The organism is Mesorhizobium sp. M1182, assembly GCF_040318335.1.
Lineage (GTDB): Bacteria > Pseudomonadota > Alphaproteobacteria > Rhizobiales > Rhizobiaceae > Mesorhizobium.
Genome location: NZ_JAMYMD010000003.1, coordinates 228384 through 248211 on the forward strand (window position 1 = coordinate 228384; position 19828 = coordinate 248211).

16 protein-coding genes and 1 riboswitch are annotated in these 19828 nt (G+C 64.2%); of the genes, 9 read left to right on the plus strand and 7 right to left on the minus strand.

Translation table 11 applies throughout. The features are described from left to right. The first annotated feature begins 35 nt into the window (after positions 1–35). From NKH33_RS06095 to NKH33_RS06120, 6 genes are all read left to right on the plus strand, one after another. Positions 36–1220, plus strand: a complete 1185-nt coding sequence (locus tag NKH33_RS06095; protein ID WP_352452508.1) for an acetyl-CoA C-acetyltransferase — start codon at positions 36–38, stop codon at positions 1218–1220. Between the two features lie 104 nt (positions 1221–1324). Next, positions 1325–2050, plus strand: coding sequence for an acetoacetyl-CoA reductase (gene phbB, locus NKH33_RS06100; RefSeq protein ID WP_352767641.1), 726 nt, complete (start codon positions 1325–1327; stop codon positions 2048–2050). Between the two features lie 731 nt (positions 2051–2781). Beyond that, the gene (locus NKH33_RS06105) at positions 2782–6189 is read left to right on the plus strand and encodes a helicase-related protein (RefSeq protein WP_352918468.1); all 3408 of its coding nucleotides are present in this window, start codon (positions 2782–2784) and stop codon (positions 6187–6189) included. Between the two features lie 12 nt (positions 6190–6201). After that, the gene (locus NKH33_RS06110) at positions 6202–6588 is read left to right on the plus strand and encodes an RNA-binding S4 domain-containing protein (protein ID WP_023680553.1); all 387 of its coding nucleotides are present in this window, start codon (positions 6202–6204) and stop codon (positions 6586–6588) included. A gap of 148 nt (positions 6589–6736) precedes the next feature. After that, complete coding sequence (gene fdxA, locus NKH33_RS06115) at positions 6737–7075, plus strand: ferredoxin FdxA (protein WP_292664799.1); 339 nt, start codon at positions 6737–6739, stop codon at positions 7073–7075. Between the two features lie 368 nt (positions 7076–7443). Continuing rightward, entirely contained in the window at positions 7444–8025 is a 582-nt protein-coding gene (locus NKH33_RS06120) for a CarD family transcriptional regulator (protein ID WP_006327799.1), read from the plus strand. 78 nt (positions 8026–8103) lie between these two features. Here NKH33_RS06120 and NKH33_RS06125 read toward each other — a convergent pair whose 3' ends face one another. From NKH33_RS06125 to NKH33_RS06135, 3 genes are all read right to left on the minus strand, one after another. After that, complete coding sequence (locus tag NKH33_RS06125; protein ID WP_352918469.1) at positions 8104–8877, minus strand: amino acid ABC transporter ATP-binding protein; 774 nt, start codon at positions 8875–8877, stop codon at positions 8104–8106. Continuing rightward, positions 8874–9554, minus strand: coding sequence for an ABC transporter permease subunit (locus tag NKH33_RS06130; RefSeq protein WP_352471183.1), 681 nt, complete (start codon positions 9552–9554; stop codon positions 8874–8876). The genes NKH33_RS06125 and NKH33_RS06130 overlap by 4 nt, the downstream gene beginning before the upstream one ends. A 122-nt stretch (positions 9555–9676) precedes the next feature. Further along, positions 9677–10450: an amino acid ABC transporter substrate-binding protein gene (locus NKH33_RS06135; RefSeq protein WP_352471184.1), complete on the minus strand. Its 774-nt coding sequence runs from the start codon at positions 10448–10450 to the stop codon at positions 9677–9679. A gap of 324 nt (positions 10451–10774) precedes the next feature. Between NKH33_RS06135 and NKH33_RS06140 the strand changes: the two genes are divergently transcribed. Then, on the plus strand, positions 10775–11632 hold the full coding sequence (locus NKH33_RS06140) for an RNA polymerase factor sigma-32 (RefSeq protein WP_254816490.1): 858 nt from the start codon (positions 10775–10777) through the stop codon (positions 11630–11632). Between the two features lie 13 nt (positions 11633–11645). Here NKH33_RS06140 and NKH33_RS06145 read toward each other — a convergent pair whose 3' ends face one another. The 4 genes from NKH33_RS06145 to thiB form a co-directional block, all read right to left on the minus strand. After that, the gene (locus NKH33_RS06145; RefSeq protein WP_023680559.1) at positions 11646–13115 is read right to left on the minus strand and encodes a M48 family metalloprotease; all 1470 of its coding nucleotides are present in this window, start codon (positions 13113–13115) and stop codon (positions 11646–11648) included. Positions 13116–13368: 253 nt separating this feature from the next. Next, positions 13369–14160, minus strand: a complete 792-nt coding sequence (gene thiQ / locus NKH33_RS06150) for a thiamine ABC transporter ATP-binding protein (RefSeq protein WP_352918471.1) — start codon at positions 14158–14160, stop codon at positions 13369–13371. Further along, on the minus strand, positions 14157–15776 hold the full coding sequence (gene thiP / locus NKH33_RS06155; RefSeq protein WP_352918472.1) for a thiamine/thiamine pyrophosphate ABC transporter permease: 1620 nt from the start codon (positions 15774–15776) through the stop codon (positions 14157–14159). Before thiP ends, thiQ begins: the two co-directional genes overlap by 4 nt. Before the next feature lie 251 nt (positions 15777–16027). Continuing rightward, the gene (thiB, locus tag NKH33_RS06160; protein WP_352683378.1) at positions 16028–17041 is read right to left on the minus strand and encodes a thiamine ABC transporter substrate binding subunit; all 1014 of its coding nucleotides are present in this window, start codon (positions 17039–17041) and stop codon (positions 16028–16030) included. 43 nt (positions 17042–17084) lie between these two features. Continuing rightward, positions 17085–17199, minus strand: a riboswitch (TPP riboswitch). A gap of 127 nt (positions 17200–17326) precedes the next feature. Here thiB and NKH33_RS06165 point away from each other — a divergent pair. Further along, entirely contained in the window at positions 17327–17971 is a 645-nt protein-coding gene (locus NKH33_RS06165; RefSeq protein ID WP_352831346.1) for a thiamine diphosphokinase, read from the plus strand. A gap of 15 nt (positions 17972–17986) precedes the next feature. Further along, positions 17987–19807, plus strand: coding sequence for an ABC-F family ATP-binding cassette domain-containing protein (locus tag NKH33_RS06170; RefSeq protein WP_352745949.1), 1821 nt, complete (start codon positions 17987–17989; stop codon positions 19805–19807). Positions 19808–19828 lie beyond the last annotated feature (21 nt).

Sequence of the window (19828 nt, forward strand, 5' to 3'; positions counted from 1 at the left end):
ACCCGAAATCATTCCCCGAAAGCCTGGAGAAGAACATGTCCGCTTCCAACGCCATCGTTGTCGCCAGTGCAGCGCGCACGCCCGTCGGCTCCTTCAACGGCGCCTTCGCCAACACCCCAGCCCATGAATTGGGTGCCGTCGCCGTCAGGGAAGCGCTGGTCCGTGCCGGCGTCGACGGCAAGGAGGTGGACGAGGTCATTCTCGGCCAGATTCTGACCGCGGCTCAAGGGCAGAACCCGGCGCGGCAGGCGGCAATGGCTGCCGGCGTACCGCAGGAGGCGACCTCCTGGGGCCTGAACCAGCTCTGCGGCTCGGGCTTGCGCGCTATCGCGCTCGGCATGCAGCAGATCGCCCAGGGCGATGCAAAAATCATCGTTGCCGGCGGCCAGGAATCGATGTCGATGGCTCCGCATGCGCAACATCTGCGCGGTGGCGTCAAGATGGGCGACTTCAAGCTGATCGACACCATGATCAAGGACGGCCTGACCGATGCCTTCTACGGCTATCATATGGGCAACACCGCTGAGAACGTCGCCCGCCAGTTTCAGATCACCCGCGACGACCAGGACCAGTTCGCACTGGCTTCCCAGAACAAGGCCGAGGCCGCGCAGAAAGCCGGGAAATTCAAGGACGAGATCGTTGCCTTTACAGTCAAGGGCAGGAAGGGCGACACCGTAGTCGACCAGGATGAATACATCCGCCACGGCGCGACAATCGATGCCATGACCAAGCTCAAGCCCGCCTTCGACAAGGAAGGCACGGTGACGGCTGCCAATGCTTCCGGCATCAACGACGGCGCCGCCGCCGTGGTGCTGATGACCGAAGCGGAAGCCGCAAGGCGCGGCATCACACCGCTGGTGCGTATCGTTTCCTGGGCGACCGCCGGTGTCGACCCGCAGATCATGGGGACGGGACCGATCCCCTCCTCGCGCAAGGCGCTGGCCAAGGCCGGCTGGTCGGTTGGCGACCTCGATCTGGTCGAAGCCAACGAGGCCTTTGCCGCGCAGGCCTGCGCCGTCAACAAGGACATGGGCTGGGATCCGGCCATCGTCAACGTCAATGGCGGCGCCATCGCCATCGGCCATCCGGTCGGCGCCTCGGGCGCCCGCATCTTCAACACGCTGGTCTACGAGATGCGCCGCAGAAGTGCCAAGAAAGGCCTTGCCACGCTGTGCATCGGCGGCGGCATGGGTGTTGCCATGTGCGTGGAAGCATTGTGATGAGATAAGCGATACGAATAGGATGCTGGCGCAAAGCGAGTAGGGAATAGGGGGCAAACCCCACCGCTTCAACGCTCAGTCATCTGCATTTCCCGGGAGGACATATGACAAAGGTTGCAATCGTCACAGGCGGGTCGCGCGGCATCGGCGCGGCGATATCGGTCGCCTTGAAAAGCGCCGGCTATTCGGTCGCCGCAAACTACGCCGGCAATGAAGAAGCGGCGGCAAAGTTCAAGGCCGCGACCGGCATCCCGGTCTATAAATGGTCGGTCGCCGACTACGAGGCCTGCGCCGCCGGCATCAAACAGATCGAAGCCGATCTCGGTCCCGTCTCGGTGCTGGTCAACAATGCCGGCATCACTCGCGACGCGATGTTCCACAAGATGACCCGCGAGCAATGGAAAGAGGTCCTCGACACCAACCTTTCCGGCGTCTTCAACATGACGCATCCATTGTGGGGCGGCATGCGCGACCGCAAGTTCGGTCGCATCATCACCATCTCCTCGATCAACGGCCAGAAAGGCCAGGTCGGCCAGGTCAATTATTCGGCCTCGAAGGCCGGCGATATCGGCTTCACCAAGGCACTGGCCCAGGAAGGCGCGCGCGCCGGCATCACCGTCAACGTCATTTGCCCCGGCTACATCGCCACCGAGATGGTCAAGGCAATGGACGAGAAGGTCCTCAACGAGCGCGTCATCCCGCACATCCCGGTCGGTCGTCTCGGCGAGCCGGAGGAGATCGCGCGCTGCGTCGTCTTCCTCGCTTCCGACGATGCCGGTTTCATCACCGGCTCGACCATATCAGCCAATGGCGGCCAGTACGTCGCCTGATCGTTTGTCTTTACGTTGAGACAGATCCGCGCTTGGACGAACGGGCCTGCAAAACGGCCCGTTTCTATAGCGGTCTTCCCGTTGCAAGATCTCGATGCAGCACGCTGCCCCAATCCGGCACGCAAAGGTTAACGGCAAACTCGCAGCTTGTGCAAAAGCCGCCCGGCAGCCTGTGGATTCTCGGTGGAAAAGCTGTCCACAACACAACATGTTGCGGTGAACAAACCAAGAAACTTCGGCTATCTCTGATTCGTCGCCGATTCGTTCCGGCTTTGAGCGGAACGTTAACGGCGAGAGCTGAAAACACCCTCGAAATGATTAAAGCGCGTTAGGAAACATCAATAATTTCATAACGTTGTGCGAAGCAGATTGGCCGGCCACGACCATTCGCCGGCAAAGGTTAACCGCAGTGCTCGCTTGGATGCCGCTTGCATAAATCGGGCCAGTTTCCGTGATTCAGCATGTGGTGAGGTACGCCGACAGAAAACCCAGATGTAGCCGTGAACAAACCCTGAATCAGCGCGAGTCAGTGATTCGTCGCTGATTCGTTCCAGACTCGTTCCAACTGTTAATCGGGAACAGATTTTCTGGCTTCGAACCAACCAATCGGCCTGCCCTCGGCATATTCCGCTTTCGCTTCGCGCCCGAAATCCCTATGTGTCGCCTGTCATACGCGGCCAATATGGGCGCGCTCCCGACAATGCGAGGCAGAGAGCCTTATTTCCAGGCCGATGAACATCCATCCGAAACACACTGAACCGCTGATCCTGTCGGGTCGAGACGTGACGGCCGTGCTCGGCCCGACCAACACCGGCAAGACCCATCTCGCCATCGAACGCATGGTGGCGCACGAAAGCGGCGTCATCGGCCTGCCGCTCAGGCTGCTTGCCCGCGAGGTCTATACGCGCGTCTGCGAGAAGGTCGGCGCCCATAAGGTTGCGCTCATCACCGGCGAGGAAAAGATCCAGCCGGCTGGCGCGAAATACTCGGTCTGCACCGTGGAAGCGATGCCGCGCGAGACCGACGCCGCCTTCGTTGCCATCGACGAGGTCCAGCTCGCCGGCGATCTCGAACGCGGACACATCTTCACCGATCGCATCCTGCATCTGCGCGGCCGCCAGGAGACGCTGCTGCTGGGCGCGGCCACCATGCACGGCATCCTGCAGCGCCTGCTGCGGGGCGTGTCGGTGGTGACCCGGCCACGCCTGTCGCACCTTGCCTATGCCGGCTCGAAGAAGCTGACCCGCCTGCCGCGGCGCACGGCGATCGTCGCCTTTTCGGCCGACGAGGTCTATGCCATCGCCGAGCTGATCCGCCGCCAGCAGGGCGGTGCCGCCGTCGTGCTCGGCGCACTCAGCCCGCGCACCCGCAACGCCCAGGTGGCGCTGTTCCAGTCGGGCGACGTCGACTACCTCGTCGCCACCGACGCCATCGGCATGGGCCTCAACCTCGACCTCGACCACGTCGCCTTCGCCCAGAATCGCAAATTCGACGGCTACCAGTACCGCAACCTGACGGCGGCCGAGCTCGGCCAGATTGCCGGCCGCGCTGGCCGGCATCTGCGCGACGGCACCTTCGGCGTCACCGGCCAGGTCGATCCGCTGGATGATGAACTGGTCAACAAAATCGAGGCGCATGATTTCGACCCGGTGAAAGTACTGCAGTGGCGCACCGCGCATTTCGATTTCGCCAACCTCGATGCGCTGAAGCGGTCGATTGAGACCAACGCCCCGGTCGAAGGCCTGACGCGCGCGCTGCCGGCAGTAGACGCACAGGCGCTCGAGCATCTGTCGCGCGACGAGGACGTCCGGGCACTCACCACCGATGCCAGGCGCGTGGCGCTGCTGTGGGAAGCCTGCGCGCTGCCCGACTACAGGAAGATCGCGCCGGCCCAGCACGCCGACTTGATTGCCTCCATTTACATGGACCTTGCCAGGCATGGCCATGTCGACGAGAACTACATGGCCGAGCAGGTGCGCCGTGCCGACACCACCGAAGGCGACATCGACACGTTATCGCACAGGATTGCCCAGATCCGCACATGGACCTTCGTTTCCAACCGGCCCGGCTGGCTGGCCGATCGGGCACACTGGCAGGAAAAGACGCGCGAAATCGAAGACAGATTGTCGGATGCGCTGCATGAGCGGTTGACGAAACGTTTTGTAGACCGCAGGACTTCCGTCCTCATGCGGCGCCTTAGAGAAAACACGATGCCTGAAGCCGAAATCAGCCCAACCGGAACCGTCCTCGTCGAAGGCCATCACGTCGGCGAGTTGCAAGGTTTCCGCTTCACCGCCGACCAGAGCGCCGGCGGCGAAGACGCCAAGGCGGTGCGGGCGGCGGCGCAGAAGGCGCTTGCCGCCGAGTTCGAGGCGCGGGCCGAGCGCTTCGGCGCCTCGGCCAATGGCGACATCGCGCTGGGTTCGGATGGCACGCTGCGCTGGATCGGCGCGCCGATCGGCACGCTGGTCGCCGGCGAAGACGCTTTGAAGCCGCGTCTGGTTCTGCTGGCCGACGAGCAACTCACCGGCCCGGCACGCGACAAGGTTGCGGCGCGCGCCGAGCGCTTCGTAAACTTCCAGATCGAATCCCTGCTGAAGCCGCTGGTCGACCTCAAGAATGCCGAGCAGATCACCGGCATCGGCCGCGGCATTGCTTTCCAGCTCGTCGAGCATTTCGGTCTCATCAACCGTCGCGACATCGCCGACGAGATGAAATCGCTCGACCAGGAAGGCCGCGCGGCGCTTCGCCGTCTCGGCGTGCGCTTCGGCGCCTACCATGTCTTCGTGCCGGCGCTGATCAAGCCGGCGCCGGCCGGGCTGATAACGCTGCTGTGGGCGCTGAGAAACGACGGCAAGGACAAGCCCGGTTTCGGCGATGTCGTTCACGCACTGGCCTCCGGCCGCACCTCGGTGGTCATCGATCCGACCTTCGACAAGACCTTCTACAAGCTTGCCGGCTACCGCAATCTTGGCCGGCGTGCTGTACGCGTCGATATTCTCGAACGGCTGGCCGACCTGATCCGGCCGGCGACCAACTGGAAGCCGGGCCTCGGCCCTCGCCCCGACGGCGCCTATGACGGCCAGTCCTTCATGGTGACGCCGCCGATGATGTCGATTCTCGGCGCCACCGCCGACGACATGGAAGAAATCCTGAAGGGACTCGGCTATCGCGCCGATGCCAAACCGGCGGCCGAGGTCAAGGCGCGGCTCGAAGCACAGGACAATGCCGCGCGTGAAGCTGCCGCTGCAAAGCAGGCGGCGGAAGCGACTGCGCGCGTCGAGCAGGCGAGGATGGCGGAAGCATCTGCCGCGGCAGAGCCGCCGGCGGAGGCTTCGGAACCTGTGTCGGATGCGGCTCCTGTTGCGGAGGCGGCGGCCGAAGCTGTGACCGAAGCGACGGCAGAGCCTGTCGCGGAAGCTCCAGCCCCTGAAGCTGAGGCAGAAGTCACGCAAGAGACCCGGCCCGCCGCGGAGGCAACTGCTGAAGCGCCTGCGGAACCAACGGCCGAGCCAAGGGCGGAACCTGGGGCGGAAACTGAGGCTGCGGCACCGGCAGAACCGCCGGTTTCCGACACTACGGAAGCATCGCCGGCCGAACCTGCAGCGACGGCAGGAGCCGTCGCCGGCGAAGCTGCTCCAGAAGCCGAGGAGCCAAAACCCATCCTGTTATGGCGGCAGGGTCGTTTCGACCAGCGCCCGCGTCATCGCCAGCATGACAACCGCCCCCGGGACAATCATCGGGACAATCGCGCGCGCAATGGTCAAGCTGCGCCGGACAGCCGCAGCGATGCGCCGGTAGATGCCGGCGGGCAACCGACGCCGGGCGACCGGCCCGCCCGTCAGGGGCGCCACGACCAGCGCGACGGCGCCGGCAAGCCGCGCTTCGATCGCAGCAAGTTCAAGCCCAGGCCGCAAGGCGACGCGGCAGATCAGCGCGCCGGCAAGCCGCAAGGTGAACGCCCGGACCGGCGCGAAAACCGGCCCGACTGGAAGGCTGGCCGGCAGGACGGCAAAGGCGGCGCCCAAGGCGCAAAGCCGGCGTTCCAGCCAAAGCCGCGTGAGGAACGCCCGGTCCGCTTCGATCCGGACTCGCCCTTCGCCAAGCTCGCCGCGTTGCGCGACCAGCTGAAGAAGTAAGCTGCTCGTCCAATGGTCACTGATGCCCGCCAGCGCATCGACAAGTGGCTGTTCTTCTCGCGCGCGGTAAAATCGCGCACGCTGGCAGCCAAGCTGGTCGTCGCCGGACGCGTCCGCATCAATCGCGACAAAGCAGCGCAGGCCTCCGATACGGTCCGGCCGGGCGACGTTTTGACCATCACGCTGGAGCGGCGGATCTTCGTCTGGAAAGTCCTTGGCACCGGCGTACGGCGTGGCCCGGCCGAAGAGGCCCGCCTGCTCTACGAGGACATGTCGCCGCCCCCCGCGCCCAAGGGCGAGGCGCTTCCGGATGCGGTGCCGCCGTTGCGCGAGGCCGGCAGCGGTCGCCCGACGAAGAAGGAACGCCGCCAGACCGACCACCTGCTCGGCGACGATTGAGCAAGGTCGAACGCCCGCTTTGCCGGCCTTCCGGAATTCCATTCCGGAAACCGCGGCACCGCTGGCAGGGGCCGCCCTTGCCACCAGCGGACAAAGGCGTTACCTCACCAAAAAAGCCTAACAAAATGGGACGTCCCGGAGCCGACCAATGACCTATGTCGTGACCGACAATTGCATAAAATGCAAATACATGGACTGCATCGAGGTCTGTCCGGTCGACTGCTTCTACGAAGGTGAGAACATGCTCGTCATCCACCCGGACGAGTGCATCGATTGCGGCGTCTGCGAACCGGAATGCCCGGCCGACGCAATCAAGCCCGACACCGAGTCGGGTCTCGACAAATGGCTGCAGATCAACACCGAATATGCCGAGAAATGGCCCAACATCACCGCCAAGAAGGAGCCGCCGGCCGACGCTAAAAATTTCGATGGCGAAACTGGCAAGTTCGAGAAATATTTCTCCCCGGAGCCCGGCGAAGGCGACTGACGAGCCTGCCGGCTGCGGCGGCCTGACGCCGCGTAACAGACGTGATACATTAACTGCCTTGACAGGCGGCGACGGCGCGCGGCCTTCGCGCGTGCAGCAAAACCTTGATTCTTCCGACTTTTTGTGCTATATGAGCCAAACATGCCGGTGACACAACGTCGATTTATGGCGCAAACGCCCCAAATCACTGAAAGGTGAATTTCTCAATCCGGACCAGAGCGATCTGGGGCAGGCGGTCGCAATGTTGCGATTTGCCGGTCCTGGCCTTTCCGGTGAGTTCATCGTTGTGTGGCTAAGGACCGGTCACCCCGGTCGCACGAGTTCGGGCCGGCACGATGCCGGTACCACAACAAGGAGTTCAGGGCGTAATGGCAACGATCACCCCGCAGAAGAAGTCCACCGCAGCGCGCCACGGTTTCAAGACCGGCGAATACATCGTTTATCCGGCGCATGGTGTCGGCCAGATCGTCTCGATTGATGAGCAGGAAGTCGCGGGCCACAAGCTGGAGCTGTTCGTCATCGACTTCCAGAAGGACAAGATGCGCCTCAAGGTGCCGGTCGCCAAGGCGACCTCGATCGGCATGCGCAAGCTGTCGGAAGAGGATTATGTCGAGCGCGCGCTGAAGGTCGTGCAGGGCCGCGCCCGCGTCAAGCGCACCATGTGGTCACGCCGTGCCCAGGAATATGATGCCAAGATCAACTCCGGCGATCTGATCTCGATCTCGGAAGTGGTGCGTGACCTTTACCGCGCCGATAACCAGCCGGAGCAGTCCTATTCCGAGCGCCAGCTCTACGAGGCGGCCCTCGACCGCATGGCCCGCGAGATCGCGGCCGTTAACCGCATGTCGGAGACCGAAGCGGTCCGCCTCATCGAGGTGAACCTCAACAAGGGCCCGAAGCGCGGCGCTAAGGCCGACAACGAGGAAGCCGAGCAGGAAGAAGCCGCCTGAGCTTTTCTCGTCTTCGAATTCAGAAAAACCCGGCCTCGCGCCGGGTTTTTTGTTTTGGCTGACCGGCGACGGGCATATCTAACCTTCGCCGCCGCCTTCCCTTTCCGCCTCGTGCTTCAGCGTGGCGATGAACCGCTTGGTCCGCTGGCGCTCCGGATTGCTGAACAGCACCGCGGCCGGGCCTTGTTCGACGATGTTGCCGGCATCGAGGAACACCACTTCCCGCGCGATCTTGGAGGCGAGCCGCAGATCATGCGTCGCCATCGCCATGGTCGTGCCCTCGCTGGCGAGCTTGCCGAGCACATCGACCACCTCCTGCGCCAGTTCCGGATCGAGTGCCGAGGTCGGCTCGTCGCAGAGCAGGACTTTCGGCGAAGGCGCCAGAGCCCGGGCAATCGCCACGCGCTGCTGCTGGCCACCTGACAGCGTCGCCGGCCAGGCATCGGCCTTGTGCGCCATGCCGACCTTTTCGAGCAGGGCCCGCGCCCGTTCGCGCGCCCTCTCCTTGGGCCATTTCAGCACCGTCACCAGCCCCTCCATGATGTTCTCGATCGCGGTGCGATGCGGAAACAGCTGGAAATTCTGGAACACCATGCCGGTCTGCAGCCGCAGCCGCTGGATATCCCTGGTCGAGACCCTGCCGCCGGGGCGGAATTCGAGTGCATCGTCGCCGATCCGTACCGTGCCTGAAGTCGGGAGCTCGAGCAGGTTGATGCAGCGCAAAAGAGTGCTCTTCCCTCCGCCCGACGGTCCGACAAGCGCCGTAACGCTGCCTTCCTCGATGGTGACGGTCACGCCCTTCAGCACAAGATTGTCGCCGAAACGCTTTTCGATGTTGGTGAGGCCGATCATGCGCGCGCCTCCAGGAAGCCGCCATAACGGTTGAGCCGCGTTTCCAGCCGCGCCTGCAAGGCCGACAGCACGGAGCTCATGATCAGATAGAGGGCCGCTGCCTCGACATAGAGGATCAGCGGCTCATAGGTGGTGGCGACGATGCGCTGCGCTGCCTGGAACATCTCCGGCACGGTGATGGCGGCGGCGAGCGAAGTGTCCTTGACCAGCGAGATGAAGGTGTTGGACAGCGGCGGCACGGCGACGCGCCCCGCCTGTGGAAGAATGGTGCGCCGCATTGCCTGGGCCCAGGTCATGCCGATCGAATAGGCCGCTTCCCACTGACCCTTCGGCACCGAACCGATGACGGCGCGGATGATTTCCGACGAATAAGCACCGATGTTCAAGGTGAAGCCGATCAGTGCTGCCGGAAAGGCGTCGAGCAGGATGCCGACCGATGGCAGGCCGTAGAAGATAAGGAACAGTTGCACGAGAAGCGGCGTGCCGCGGAATATCCAGACGTAGAAGCGGACCACGGCGACCAGCGGTTTGGGACCGAACAGCCGGACAAGCGCCACAACCAGGCCTAGTACAAGACCGAATGCAAACGACAGCAGCGTCAGCGGCACGGTGAAGATCAGTGCAGCCCATAGCAGCGTAGGCAGGGATTCCAGCATCAATTGCAGCCAGTGCGGCACGAAGGCTCCTCCTTGCCAGATTGCCGTCGCTCATATCACGCGAAAGCGGCGGGCCGTCAAAAGACAGCTCGCCGCGATATGAACGACGCGGGCCGGCGTTCGGCCCACACGAGAAAGCCGTTTTACTTCGAAACGTCCTGGCCGAAATAGGTGTCGGCGATTTTCTTGTAGGTGCCGTCGGCCTTGATGTCGGCCAGCGCCTTATTGATGGCGGCCACCAGTTCCGGATCGCCCTTGCGCACGATGACGCCGGAATAGTCGGCGTTTTCTTCCTGGGCGGCAATCTTCACATTGGCGTCGGGCTTGTGCTTCTTGAAGTCGAGGAAGGACAGGCTGTCGTTGATGGTGGCGTCGGCGCGGCCGGTAAGAAGCAACTGGATCGACTGGTCGAAGCCGTCGGTGCCGACGAGCTCGGCGCCATTGGTTTCAGCCAGCTTGCCGAAATTCGAGGTCAGCGACTGCGCCGCCTTCTTGCCCTTGAGATCGGCGAAACCCTTGATGTCGGTGTTGTCGCCGCGCACGATCAGCACCGCCTTGGAGGCGATGTAGGGATCCGAAAAGTCATATTTGGCCTTGCGCGCCTCGGTGATGCCGACCTCGTTGATGACGGCATCGTAGCGGTTGGCATCGAGACCGGCGATCAGCCCGTCCCATTTGCCTTCGAGGAACTGGGCTTTGACGCCGAGGCGCTCGGCGATGGCCCGCGCGATCTCGACGTCGAAGCCGACCAGCGCGCCGGAAGCATCATGATAGGTGAAGGGCGCATAGGTTCCTTCTGTGCCGACCTTGAAGACGCCGGACTGCTTGATCTGGTCGAGATTGGCGCCGGCGTGACCGGCGGCGATGGCCAGAACCTGCAGCGTTCCGGCGATGATGAGCGATTTGAGCCATTTCATTTTTCTGTGATCCGTCCTTGGCCGGTGTCCGGCGTCATTGCGAGTGCCGGAAAATGACAGATGCGCGATGCCAGAATAAGAAACTGAATTTCAAAAATCCCGCGCCCTTGAAATCCAATTCTCAACCAGCATCTTCCGGCGCCATCCGGCTGAGTCAAGGCCGGTGGCGAATCGCCTGGAACAGCGCAATCGACATGACAGTCCGGGGGAACATTCCCCCGCATGGCACGTTCTTCGCTGTTGTAGGGCGCGGCGCCGCCATTTCAACCATCGGCGCCAACTCACGATTCGATCGCACCGCAACGCCTGAAGCAGGAGCGCGGCATGATGGAAGACAGTGCAGGACGGACCATGGTTCGCGCGGCGATGAAAGCCCCTTATCTGGAACGTGACGAAGAGCATCTCCTGGCGCTGCGCTGGAAGGAGAACAATGACCAGCACGCGCTGCACCGCATCACCGTCGCGCATATGCGGCTGGTCATTTCCATGGCGTCGCGGTTTCGCCACTACGGCCTTCCGCTGGGCGACCTGATCCAGGAAGGCCATGTCGGGCTGCTGGAGGCCGCGGCCCGTTTCGAACCCGAGCGCGAGGTGCGGTTCTCGACCTACGCGACTTGGTGGATTCGCGCCTCGATGCAGGACTATATCCTGCGCAACTGGTCGATCGTGCGCGGCGGCACCAGCTCGGCGCAAAAGGCGCTGTTCTTCAACCTGCGGCGTCTGCGCGCCCGCCTGGCAAACGGCGCCGAGCAGACGTCGAATGCCACGCTCTACCGCGAAGTGTCGGCGGCTCTCGGGGTATCGGAGGCCGATGTGGCGATGATGGATTCCCGCCTTTCGGCGCCGGACAGCTCGCTCAACACGCCGCTTGCCGACGATGCGGGCGCAACCGAGCGGATGGAGTTCCTGGTTTCGGATGACCCGCTGCCCGATGAGGTCGTCGGCGATACGATCGACGTCGAACGCCGCTCGGTGTGGCTGAAGACGGCACTCGGCGCTCTCAATGCGCGCGAGCTCAGGATTATCGAGGAACGCCGGCTGAGCGACGAGGGCGCGACGCTCGAAGCGCTCGGCGAGACGCTCGGCATCTCCAAGGAACGTGTCCGGCAGATCGAGGCGCGCGCCATGGAAAAGCTCAAGGCGGCGCTGGTAAAGCAGAATCCGGAATTTCTCGCAGCCTGAATCGCGTCGTCTGCTATTTGTCGGTGACGATCTTCACCTTGTCGCCGGCCGAAACCGCGGCACCCGGCGACAGCGCGTTGAGCACCCTGAACAAATCCAGCTTGCGGTCGACGCCGACCATCTGTGCGGCCAGGGAGCCCATCGTCTGGCCGGGCTGCACGGTGACGATGCGGATACGCAGTGGCTTCAGTGCTGCCTTCTCGGCAGCACTCAGGATGCGGAACGAGCCGCTGACCGAGCGCGCCACCGTGCTCAGCGAGGTGCTGGCCGACGGCGCAGCAGTCAGCAAGCGGTAGACTTGGCCGCCGGCGCGGATCACCGCAATGTCGAATTGCCAGCCATCGGCGCCGGCATGCGCGGTTGCCGCTTCGTTGCCGTTGATCGTCTCCTGGCGCACGCTGCTGTCGTCGAGGCCGGCAACCCAACCGCTGCGGATGTAGTCGGTCAGCGAGCGGTTCTTGTCGATCGAAACGCCGTCGAAGCGGATCGCCATGTCGCCCGGGCCGGTCGCCGTCACCGCCGCCGCCGAATTGTCGATGACGAAACCGTTGGGCACCGAGAACGACACGCCGAGGCCAGGGTGCAGGAAGGTTTCGCCGCGCACATAGCCTTCCTCCGGCGTGTCGCCGTAAAGCAGCCCGTCTACGCCGGCAAGAAATGAATCGCGGTCGCGCGACCCGACACCAGGCGCGCCGAACTGGCGGGCGTGGCGCTGCGCGAGATCGATACGCTGCGGCGTGTTGGGGTGCGTCGCCAGGAAGTCGAGGCTGGCGTCGGTGGCGCCGCTGATTGAGCGGAAATCGGTATAGGCCGACATCGACTGCAGGAAGCGGCCGGCGGCGTAGGGGTCGAAACCGGCTTCGCCGATCGACTTGATGCCGATGGCATCGGCCTCCAGCTCCTGATTGCGCGAGAACTGGGCCAGCCTCAGCTTGCCGCGGATCAGCGCCGCCTTGGCCGTCGGGTTGTCGCCGAGCACGTCCGAAACGACCTTGGTCGCCAACCCCTCTTCGGCTTCCAGCTGCTGGCGCTGCAGGCCGTGGTTGGCCGTAACGTGGCCCATCTCATGCGCGATGACGGCGGCAAGCTCGGCGGAATCGTTGGCCAGCGCCAGCAGCCCGCGGGTGATGTAGAGATAGCCGCCCGGCAGCGCGAAGGCATTGACGTTGGGCGAGTTGAGGATGGTGATGCGGTAGGTCTGGGTTGGGTTGGCCGACACCACGGTCAGTCTGCCGACGATCTTGGCCACCATACGCTCGAGCTTGGGGTCGGAATACTCGCCGCCATAGGTGGCGAGGATGCGCGGGTGCTGCGCCTTCGCCAGTTGAGCGAGCTTGCCGTTGGCGGCGACATTGTCGACCGTGATCGGCTTGTCTGAGGGCTGAAAGCCTGATTCCTGCACGTCGGGAGGCGTGAACATCTGGCAGCTTGCCAGCGCCACGGCAAGACCGGCCAGCGCCAGAAAGCGCGCCAGCGGTTTCACCCTCCGATTGTCGATGCCGGTCGGCAGATCGGCTTCCTTTCAAGTCCTGGCACGTGACCGCGAAAATCGGGCGCGATTTCCGGAAAGCATCACGCGCAAATCAAGTGCTACGGCGTCCTTCGTGCGTCCGACAGATACGAGGCAGCAAGGGCAAATCACGGCCTAGGCCGGACCAGCTCCTGGCGGACCTAGCCACACTACCTCGACCATGGCAAGCAAGCGCCGCTTCGCCTTCCGCCGGTTTGACCATAAATTATGTCCGCTTCCGGGCAACATCTCGTGATCCAGCCGCAAACGGACCCGAGCCGATATAGCGTCGGAATGCCTCCGGTCCAGCCCCGACGAAAAAATCGGCCGCGGTGCCCGTCGCGGCAACCGTGCCACCATCCAGGAAAACCATGTTTTGGCCGATACGGCGCGCATCGTCCGGCTGGTGCGTGACGAAAAACACCGTCATGCGCTGCTCCGAATGGACGTCGGCCACCAGGTCGAGCATGTCGTCGCGCAGTGCCGGTCCGAGCGAAGCGAACGGCTCGTCGAGCAACAGCACCGGCCGGTCGCGCACCAGGACCCGGGCGAGCGCGACGCGCTGCCGCTCGCCGCCGGAGAGTTCGCGCGGCAGCCGGCTTTCCTTGCCGGCAAGGCCGACGCGCTTCAGCGCTGCGGCGATTGCGGCGCGGTCAGCCTCGCTCAGCCTGAGCGAAGGCGAGCGGCCGAGCCCGACATTCTGCTCGAGGGACAGATGGGCAAACAGGTTGTTTTCCTGGAACACCATCGATACCGGCCGCGCTGATGGCGGCGCAGTGCTGACGTCGGCGCCGCCGATCAGCACGCGGCCCGACCGCGGCGTCTCGAAGCCGGCCACCAGATTGAGCAGCGTCGACTTTCCCGAACCGCTCGGCCCCATGATGGCGGTGATTTCCGACGCCGGGAAATCGACATCGAATATAAGCGGCGTTTCACCATAGCTGAACGAGACATTATCGAGCCGCACGGCCGCGCCTTTTTCCACCGAAATGGACCGTTCCGGGCTGATCGGCATCATGATTTCTCCCTCCTTCCCAGCCAGTCCGCGGCCAACACCAGCGCCAGGCAGACAAGGCCGAGCAGCAGCGCCAGGCCGGCGGCATCCTCGGTGCGGTAACTGCCCATGCGCGCCAGCAGCAGATAGGGCAAGGTCTGCACGGAATCGCTGCCGAACAGCGCAATGACGCCGAGCTCGCCGAGCGACAGCGCCATGGCGAACGCGAAGCCGGTGGCGAGCGGCCGCCGCAGCGACGGCCAATCGACCAGCCGCAACCGGTTCCAGCCCGAGATGCCAAGCTGTGCGCAGAGCCGTTCGTGGCGTTCGCTCGCCGCGTCATAGGCAGGACGGATGGCGCGGATGGCGAACGGCATCGCCATCACCGCATTGACCGCAACGACCATGACAGGGGCGATCGCAAAGACATCGCCGACGGTGCGCAGGAGCAAGAACCAGCCGGCACCGATGACGATGGGCGGCACCACCAGGACGAACCCCGCACCGGTGTCGGCCAGGTGTTCGAGCAGCGTCCTCCTGCCGCTCCGCCGGGTGAGCGCCAGCGCCCGGCGCGCCATCACCAGCGACAGCGACAACGCCACAGAGAGCAGCGCCGACAGGAGGGAGAGCACGGCACTGGTCGCCGTCGCTTGCCGCACCGCGCTCTCGCCGGCCAGGCGGCCGAGATCGGCGCCAAGCCCGGCTGCCAGCGTGGCCGCCATCGGCCCGGCGACAAACAGCAGTGCGAGCCCGATCGCCAGCGCGTTCAGCACGGTCTCGGCCGCACCGGCTGAAAAATACCGGCGCGGCGCCACCGGCAGATTGGCGTCGCCGGTCATATTGGCGCCAAGCCGCGTCAGTGCCAGCACGACGACGAAGGTCAGGGCAATCTGCAGCAGGGTCAGCGTCACCGCCCGCGCCGGGTCGAAGTCGAAACGCAGCGCCTGGTAGATGGCAACCTCGAGCGTCGTCGCGCGCGGCCCGCCACCGAGCGTAAGCACGATGGTGAAGGAGGTGATGCACAGCATGAAAACGAGCCCGGCAACGCCGGGCAAGGCCGCACGCAGCGGCGGCCATTCGATCAGCCGGAAGGCCGGCGCAGCCCCCATGCCAAGCTGGCTCGCCAGCCGCCATTGGTTAGCCGGCACGGTCTGCAACGCCTCCAGGAACAGCCGCGTCGCCAGCGGCAGGTTGAAGAAGACATGGGCGACGAGTATGCCCGACAAGCCATAGATGCCGGGCCAGCTCTGGCCGCCTAGCGCGCCCAGCGTGCCGGCGAAATAGCCGGCGCGGCCATAGAGCGCCAAGACACCGAGTGCGGCAACAATGGCCGGCAGCGCCAGCGGCACGGCGAAAAGCTGCAAGATAAAGCCTCGCCCGAAAAAACGCGGATGCCGCGACAGGGCGCGCGCGACGAACAGCGCCGGTGCGACGGAGAGCAGGGTCGACAACAGAGCCTGCCAGAGCGTGAAGCGGGCAACACGCAGGAGATAGGAATCGAAGGCGGAAGCGGCGCCGGACAGGTCGCGCGTAGCTTCGACGAGGAGCCCGGCGAATGCTCCGCCGATAAGCAGCGCGATGGCGGCGAGCGCGACGATACCGGCAGTGACGCGGGGATCGGCCGGATGACGCGTACGCATGTCGCGCTACCCGACGCTACGACAGGTGTTGATCGAAGGAAACACCTGACAATGGCCGAGCCCACCCCTCTCTGGCCTGCCGGCCATCTCCCCCTCAAGGGGGGAGATTGCGCACTCAGCCGCCTTCGCCAATCTCACAAGTGGCAGGACGAGGAGAGGCGACAAAGCTGCCGATCTCCCCCCTTGAGGGGGAGATGGCCGGCAGGCCAGAGGGGGGTGGCTTGGCGCAAACATGCGACGAGGCTTGAGCCCTACCTGCTCATCGCCGCAAGCCACTCATCGACCCAGGCCTTGCGGTTGGCCGCGACGTCTTCCGGGCTGAACAGCAAGGTCTTGGTCGGCTTGACCAGCTTGTCGAACGCCGGGTTGAGCGGCTTGTCGGTTTTGCCGGCCGGGAACATCCAGTTGGTTTCGGGAATGACATCCTGGAATTTCGGTCCGGTCATGAAGGCGATGAACTTTTCCGCCAGCGGGTTCTTCGCACCCTTGGTGGTGATCCCCGCGACCTCGATCTGCAGATATTCGCCCTCCTCGAAGGACGCCGCCTGGTAGCGCTCGGTGTTTTCGGCGACCATGTGGTAGGCCGGCGAGGTGGTGTAGGACAGCACCATCGGCGCCTCGCCCTTGGTGAACAGGCCGTAGGCCTCGCTCCAGCCCGGCGTTACCGTCAGCACCTTCGCCTTGAGTTTGGCCCAGGCTTCCGGCGCCTTGTCGCCATAGACCGACTTGACCCACAGCAGCAGGCCAAGGCCCGGCGTCGAGGTGCGCGGATCCTGGATGACGATCTTCTCTCCGGCATCGCCCTCGACCAATTCCCTGAGGCTCTTCGGCGGGCTCTTCAGTTTTTCGGTATCGTAGACGACGGCGAAATAGCCATAGTCGAACGGCACGAAAATATCGTCGCTCCAGCCGCCCGGCACATTGACGCCCGAGACGGCGCCGTGCGGCGAAAACAGGCCGGTTGCCTTGGCGTCGGCGGTTAAGTTGGTATCGAGGCCAAGTACGATATCGGCCTTGGTCGCGGCGCCTTCCAGCTTCACACGGTTGAGCAGCGCCACGCCGTCGGCGACCGAGACGAATTCGACGACGCAACTGCATTCGGCCTCGAAGGCCTTCTTCACTGCCGGTCCCGGACCCCAATCGGCGGTGAAGCTTTCATAGGTATAGACCGTCAGTCTATCCTGTGCCGATGCCTGCCCTGGCAGGGCGAGCGCGGATGCCGCAAGCAGGACAATTGAGACAAGAGAGTGGAAAAAACTGCGCATCGGCGCCTCCTTCGTTCGCGTTGAAAGGAATTGAGGCGTCGGGCTGTCCGAAACGTCTAATCCCTCCGCCGGTACAAACCGGATCAGGTTCAGCGGGTTGGCAGTCTTGCCTCTCAGCCGGTCCGCGAAGATCGCGTCCGGCACCCCGTTAGAGCGTTGCGACACATAGGCCCGGCCGAAGTGCTGCGCAAGCGGAAGTTTGCCGGACATCCAAAGCCCAGCCTTCCGTTTCGTCTGCCGTTTCATCTTCCGTTTCCGGGGCAGGGCTGGTAAGGGCCACGAGATATGAGCACATTCACCATCCTGCTTGGCGGCGATCTCATCCGCACGCCGCTGCTCGACCGCCAGGTCGAAGGCTCGCGCGTCATCGCCGCCGACGCCGGCATCGGCCATGCCCGTATGCTGGGCCTGAGGCCGGAACTCTGGGTCGGCGATTTCGATTCCGTGCCTGCCGAGTTGCCGGAGGATCTGGCCGCCGTGCCACGGCAGGTGTTTCCTGCCGAAAAAGACAAGACCGACGGTGAACTCGCTATCGCCGCCGCGCTCGAACGCGGTGCGACCAGCCTTGTGCTCGCAGGCGCCTTCGGCGGCAAACGTACCGACCACATCTTCCTGCATCTGGCGCTGAGCGTCCGGCTGGCGGAAGGCGGGACGGAAGTGCTTTTGACCAGTGGCGCACAGGAAGGCATTCCCTTGCTGCCGGGAAAGACTGGCTTCGACTATGCCGACGGCACGCTGTTTTCGGTGCTCGGCTTTTCGGATCTCGCCGGCCTGACAGTCACCGGCGCCAAATGGCCGCTCGACCATGTCGAGGTTGCGTTCGGCTCGTCGCTGACCATTTCCAACGAGGTCAGGGGCCGGTTGGAAATCGCGCTGGCCAGCGGCCGCGCGCTGCTGCTCGCGCATCCCTATCCTCTTCCGGAAAGCTGAGCCCAGAAAGCTGACATGGCGCCGCCGCTTCTCAATCTCGACGGGATAAAGCTGACCTTTGGCGGCACGCCGCTGCTAGACGGTGCCGCCCTGACAGCCTCAGTTGGCGACAAGATCGCCCTGGTCGGCCGCAACGGCTCTGGCAAGTCGACGCTCCTCAAGATCGCCGCCGGGCTGATCGAACCGCAGGACGGCGAAGTCTTCCGCCAGCCATCGGCGACCGTGCGCTACTTGCCGCAAATGCCCGACATGGACGGCTTTGCGACTGTCCGCGCCTATGTCGAGGCGGGGCTCGGGCCGGCCGACGATCCCTACCGCGCCACCTACCTGATGGAGCATCTCGGCCTATCCGGCGAGGAACGGCCGAACGACCTCTCCGGCGGCGAGGCGCGGCGCGCCGCCCTCGCCCGCGTCATGGCGCCGGAGCCCGACATTCTCCTCCTCGATGAGCCGACCAATCATCTTGACCTTTCGGTCATCGAATGGCTGGAGGAGGAGCTTGCCCGCACCTCCTCGGCACTGGTCGTCATCTCGCATGACCGCCGTTTTCTCGAGCGCGTGTCACGCGCCACAATCTGGCTCGACCGCGGCCAGACCCGCCGTCTCGACAAGGGCTTTGGCTATTTCGAGGAATGGCGCGACACGGTGCTGGAGGAGGAAGAGCGCGAGCAGCACAAGCTCGGTCGCCAGATCGTCCGCGAGGAGCACTGGCTGCGCTATGGCGTGACAGCGCGGCGCAAGCGCAACATGCGCCGGCTCGGTGAGTTGCAGACCATGCGCCAGCGCTTTCGTGGTCATCGCGGCGCCGAGGGTGCGGCGACGATGACAGCCAGCGACGCCGCCGAATCCGGCAAGCTGGTGATCGAAGCCAAGAACATCGAGAAGAGCTTTGGCGATCTGACCGTGGTCAAGGGATTCTCGACCCGCATCCAGCGCGGCGATCGCGTCGGTCTGGTCGGGCCGAACGGCGCCGGCAAGACGACGCTGTTGAAGATGCTGACCGGCGAATTGAAGCCGGACGCGGGCACGGTGCGGCTCGGCACAAATCTGGAGATCGCCACGCTCGACCAGAAGCGCGAAGCCGTCGACCCGCAGGAGACATTGGCGCAGTATCTCACCGACGGGCGCGGCGAGAACCTCGTCATCAATGGCGAGCAGCGCCACGTCGTCTCTTACATGAAAGACTTCCTGTTCAAGCCGGAACAGGCGCGCACGCCGGTGCGCGAGCTTTCAGGCGGCGAGCGGGCACGGCTGATCCTCGCCCGCGTTTTGGCGCGGCCGGCAAACCTGCTTGTGCTCGACGAGCCGACCAACGATCTTGACATGGAGACGCTGGAGCTGCTGCAGGAACTGGTCGCCGGCTTTGCCGGCACGGTGATCCTGGTCAGCCACGATCGCGATTTCCTCGACCGCACCGTGACCAGCATTATCGCGCCGGATGGTGACGGCCGCTGGATCGAATATGCCGGCGGCTATTCCGACATGCTGGCGCAGCGCGGCGGCACCAGGCTGGACGACCGCAGGGCGCGGCCAAAAGCAGAAGCCGGTGAAGCGACGGCGGCAAGCAGGAACGAAGCGGCCGCACCGAAGGGCCCGGCCAAGAAACTGTCGTTCAAGCAGAAATTCGCGCTGGAATCGCTGCCCAAGAAGATCGAGGCGGTGTCGGCCTCGATCTCGCGGCTGGAGAACAACATCGCCGATCCGGCCTATTACGAGCGTGACCCGGCCTCGTTCCAGAAGACGATTGCCGCGCTCGACAAGGAGCGCGTCACACTGGCAGCGCTCGAGGAGGAATGGCTGGAACTGGAAATGCTGCGCGAGGAGATGGAGGGGTAATTCGCGAGTTCAAGCACCTTG

What these genes read in the sequence shown, in the direction of transcription:
- NKH33_RS06095 (WP_352452508.1), top strand. Translation starts at nt 36, where the DNA reads ATGTCCGCTTCCAACGCCATCGTTGTCGCCAGTGCAGCGCGCACGCCC.
- phbB (WP_352767641.1), top strand. Translation starts at nt 1,325, where the DNA reads ATGACAAAGGTTGCAATCGTCACAGGCGGGTCGCGCGGCATCGGCGCG.
- NKH33_RS06105 (WP_352918468.1), top strand. Translation starts at nt 2,782, where the DNA reads ATGAACATCCATCCGAAACACACTGAACCGCTGATCCTGTCGGGTCGA.
- NKH33_RS06110 (WP_023680553.1), top strand. Translation starts at nt 6,202, where the DNA reads ATGGTCACTGATGCCCGCCAGCGCATCGACAAGTGGCTGTTCTTCTCG.
- fdxA (WP_292664799.1), top strand. Translation starts at nt 6,737, where the DNA reads ATGACCTATGTCGTGACCGACAATTGCATAAAATGCAAATACATGGAC.
- NKH33_RS06120 (WP_006327799.1), top strand. Translation starts at nt 7,444, where the DNA reads ATGGCAACGATCACCCCGCAGAAGAAGTCCACCGCAGCGCGCCACGGT.
- NKH33_RS06125 (WP_352918469.1), bottom strand. Translation starts at nt 8,877, where the DNA reads ATGATCGGCCTCACCAACATCGAAAAGCGTTTCGGCGACAATCTTGTG.
- NKH33_RS06135 (WP_352471184.1), bottom strand. Translation starts at nt 10,450, where the DNA reads ATGAAATGGCTCAAATCGCTCATCATCGCCGGAACGCTGCAGGTTCTG.
- NKH33_RS06140 (WP_254816490.1), top strand. Translation starts at nt 10,775, where the DNA reads ATGATGGAAGACAGTGCAGGACGGACCATGGTTCGCGCGGCGATGAAA.
- thiQ (WP_352918471.1), bottom strand. Translation starts at nt 14,160, where the DNA reads ATGATGCCGATCAGCCCGGAACGGTCCATTTCGGTGGAAAAAGGCGCG.
- thiP (WP_352918472.1), bottom strand. Translation starts at nt 15,776, where the DNA reads ATGCGTACGCGTCATCCGGCCGATCCCCGCGTCACTGCCGGTATCGTC.
- thiB (WP_352683378.1), bottom strand. Translation starts at nt 17,041, where the DNA reads ATGCGCAGTTTTTTCCACTCTCTTGTCTCAATTGTCCTGCTTGCGGCA.
- NKH33_RS06165 (WP_352831346.1), top strand. Translation starts at nt 17,327, where the DNA reads ATGAGCACATTCACCATCCTGCTTGGCGGCGATCTCATCCGCACGCCG.
- NKH33_RS06170 (WP_352745949.1), top strand. Translation starts at nt 17,987, where the DNA reads ATGGCGCCGCCGCTTCTCAATCTCGACGGGATAAAGCTGACCTTTGGC.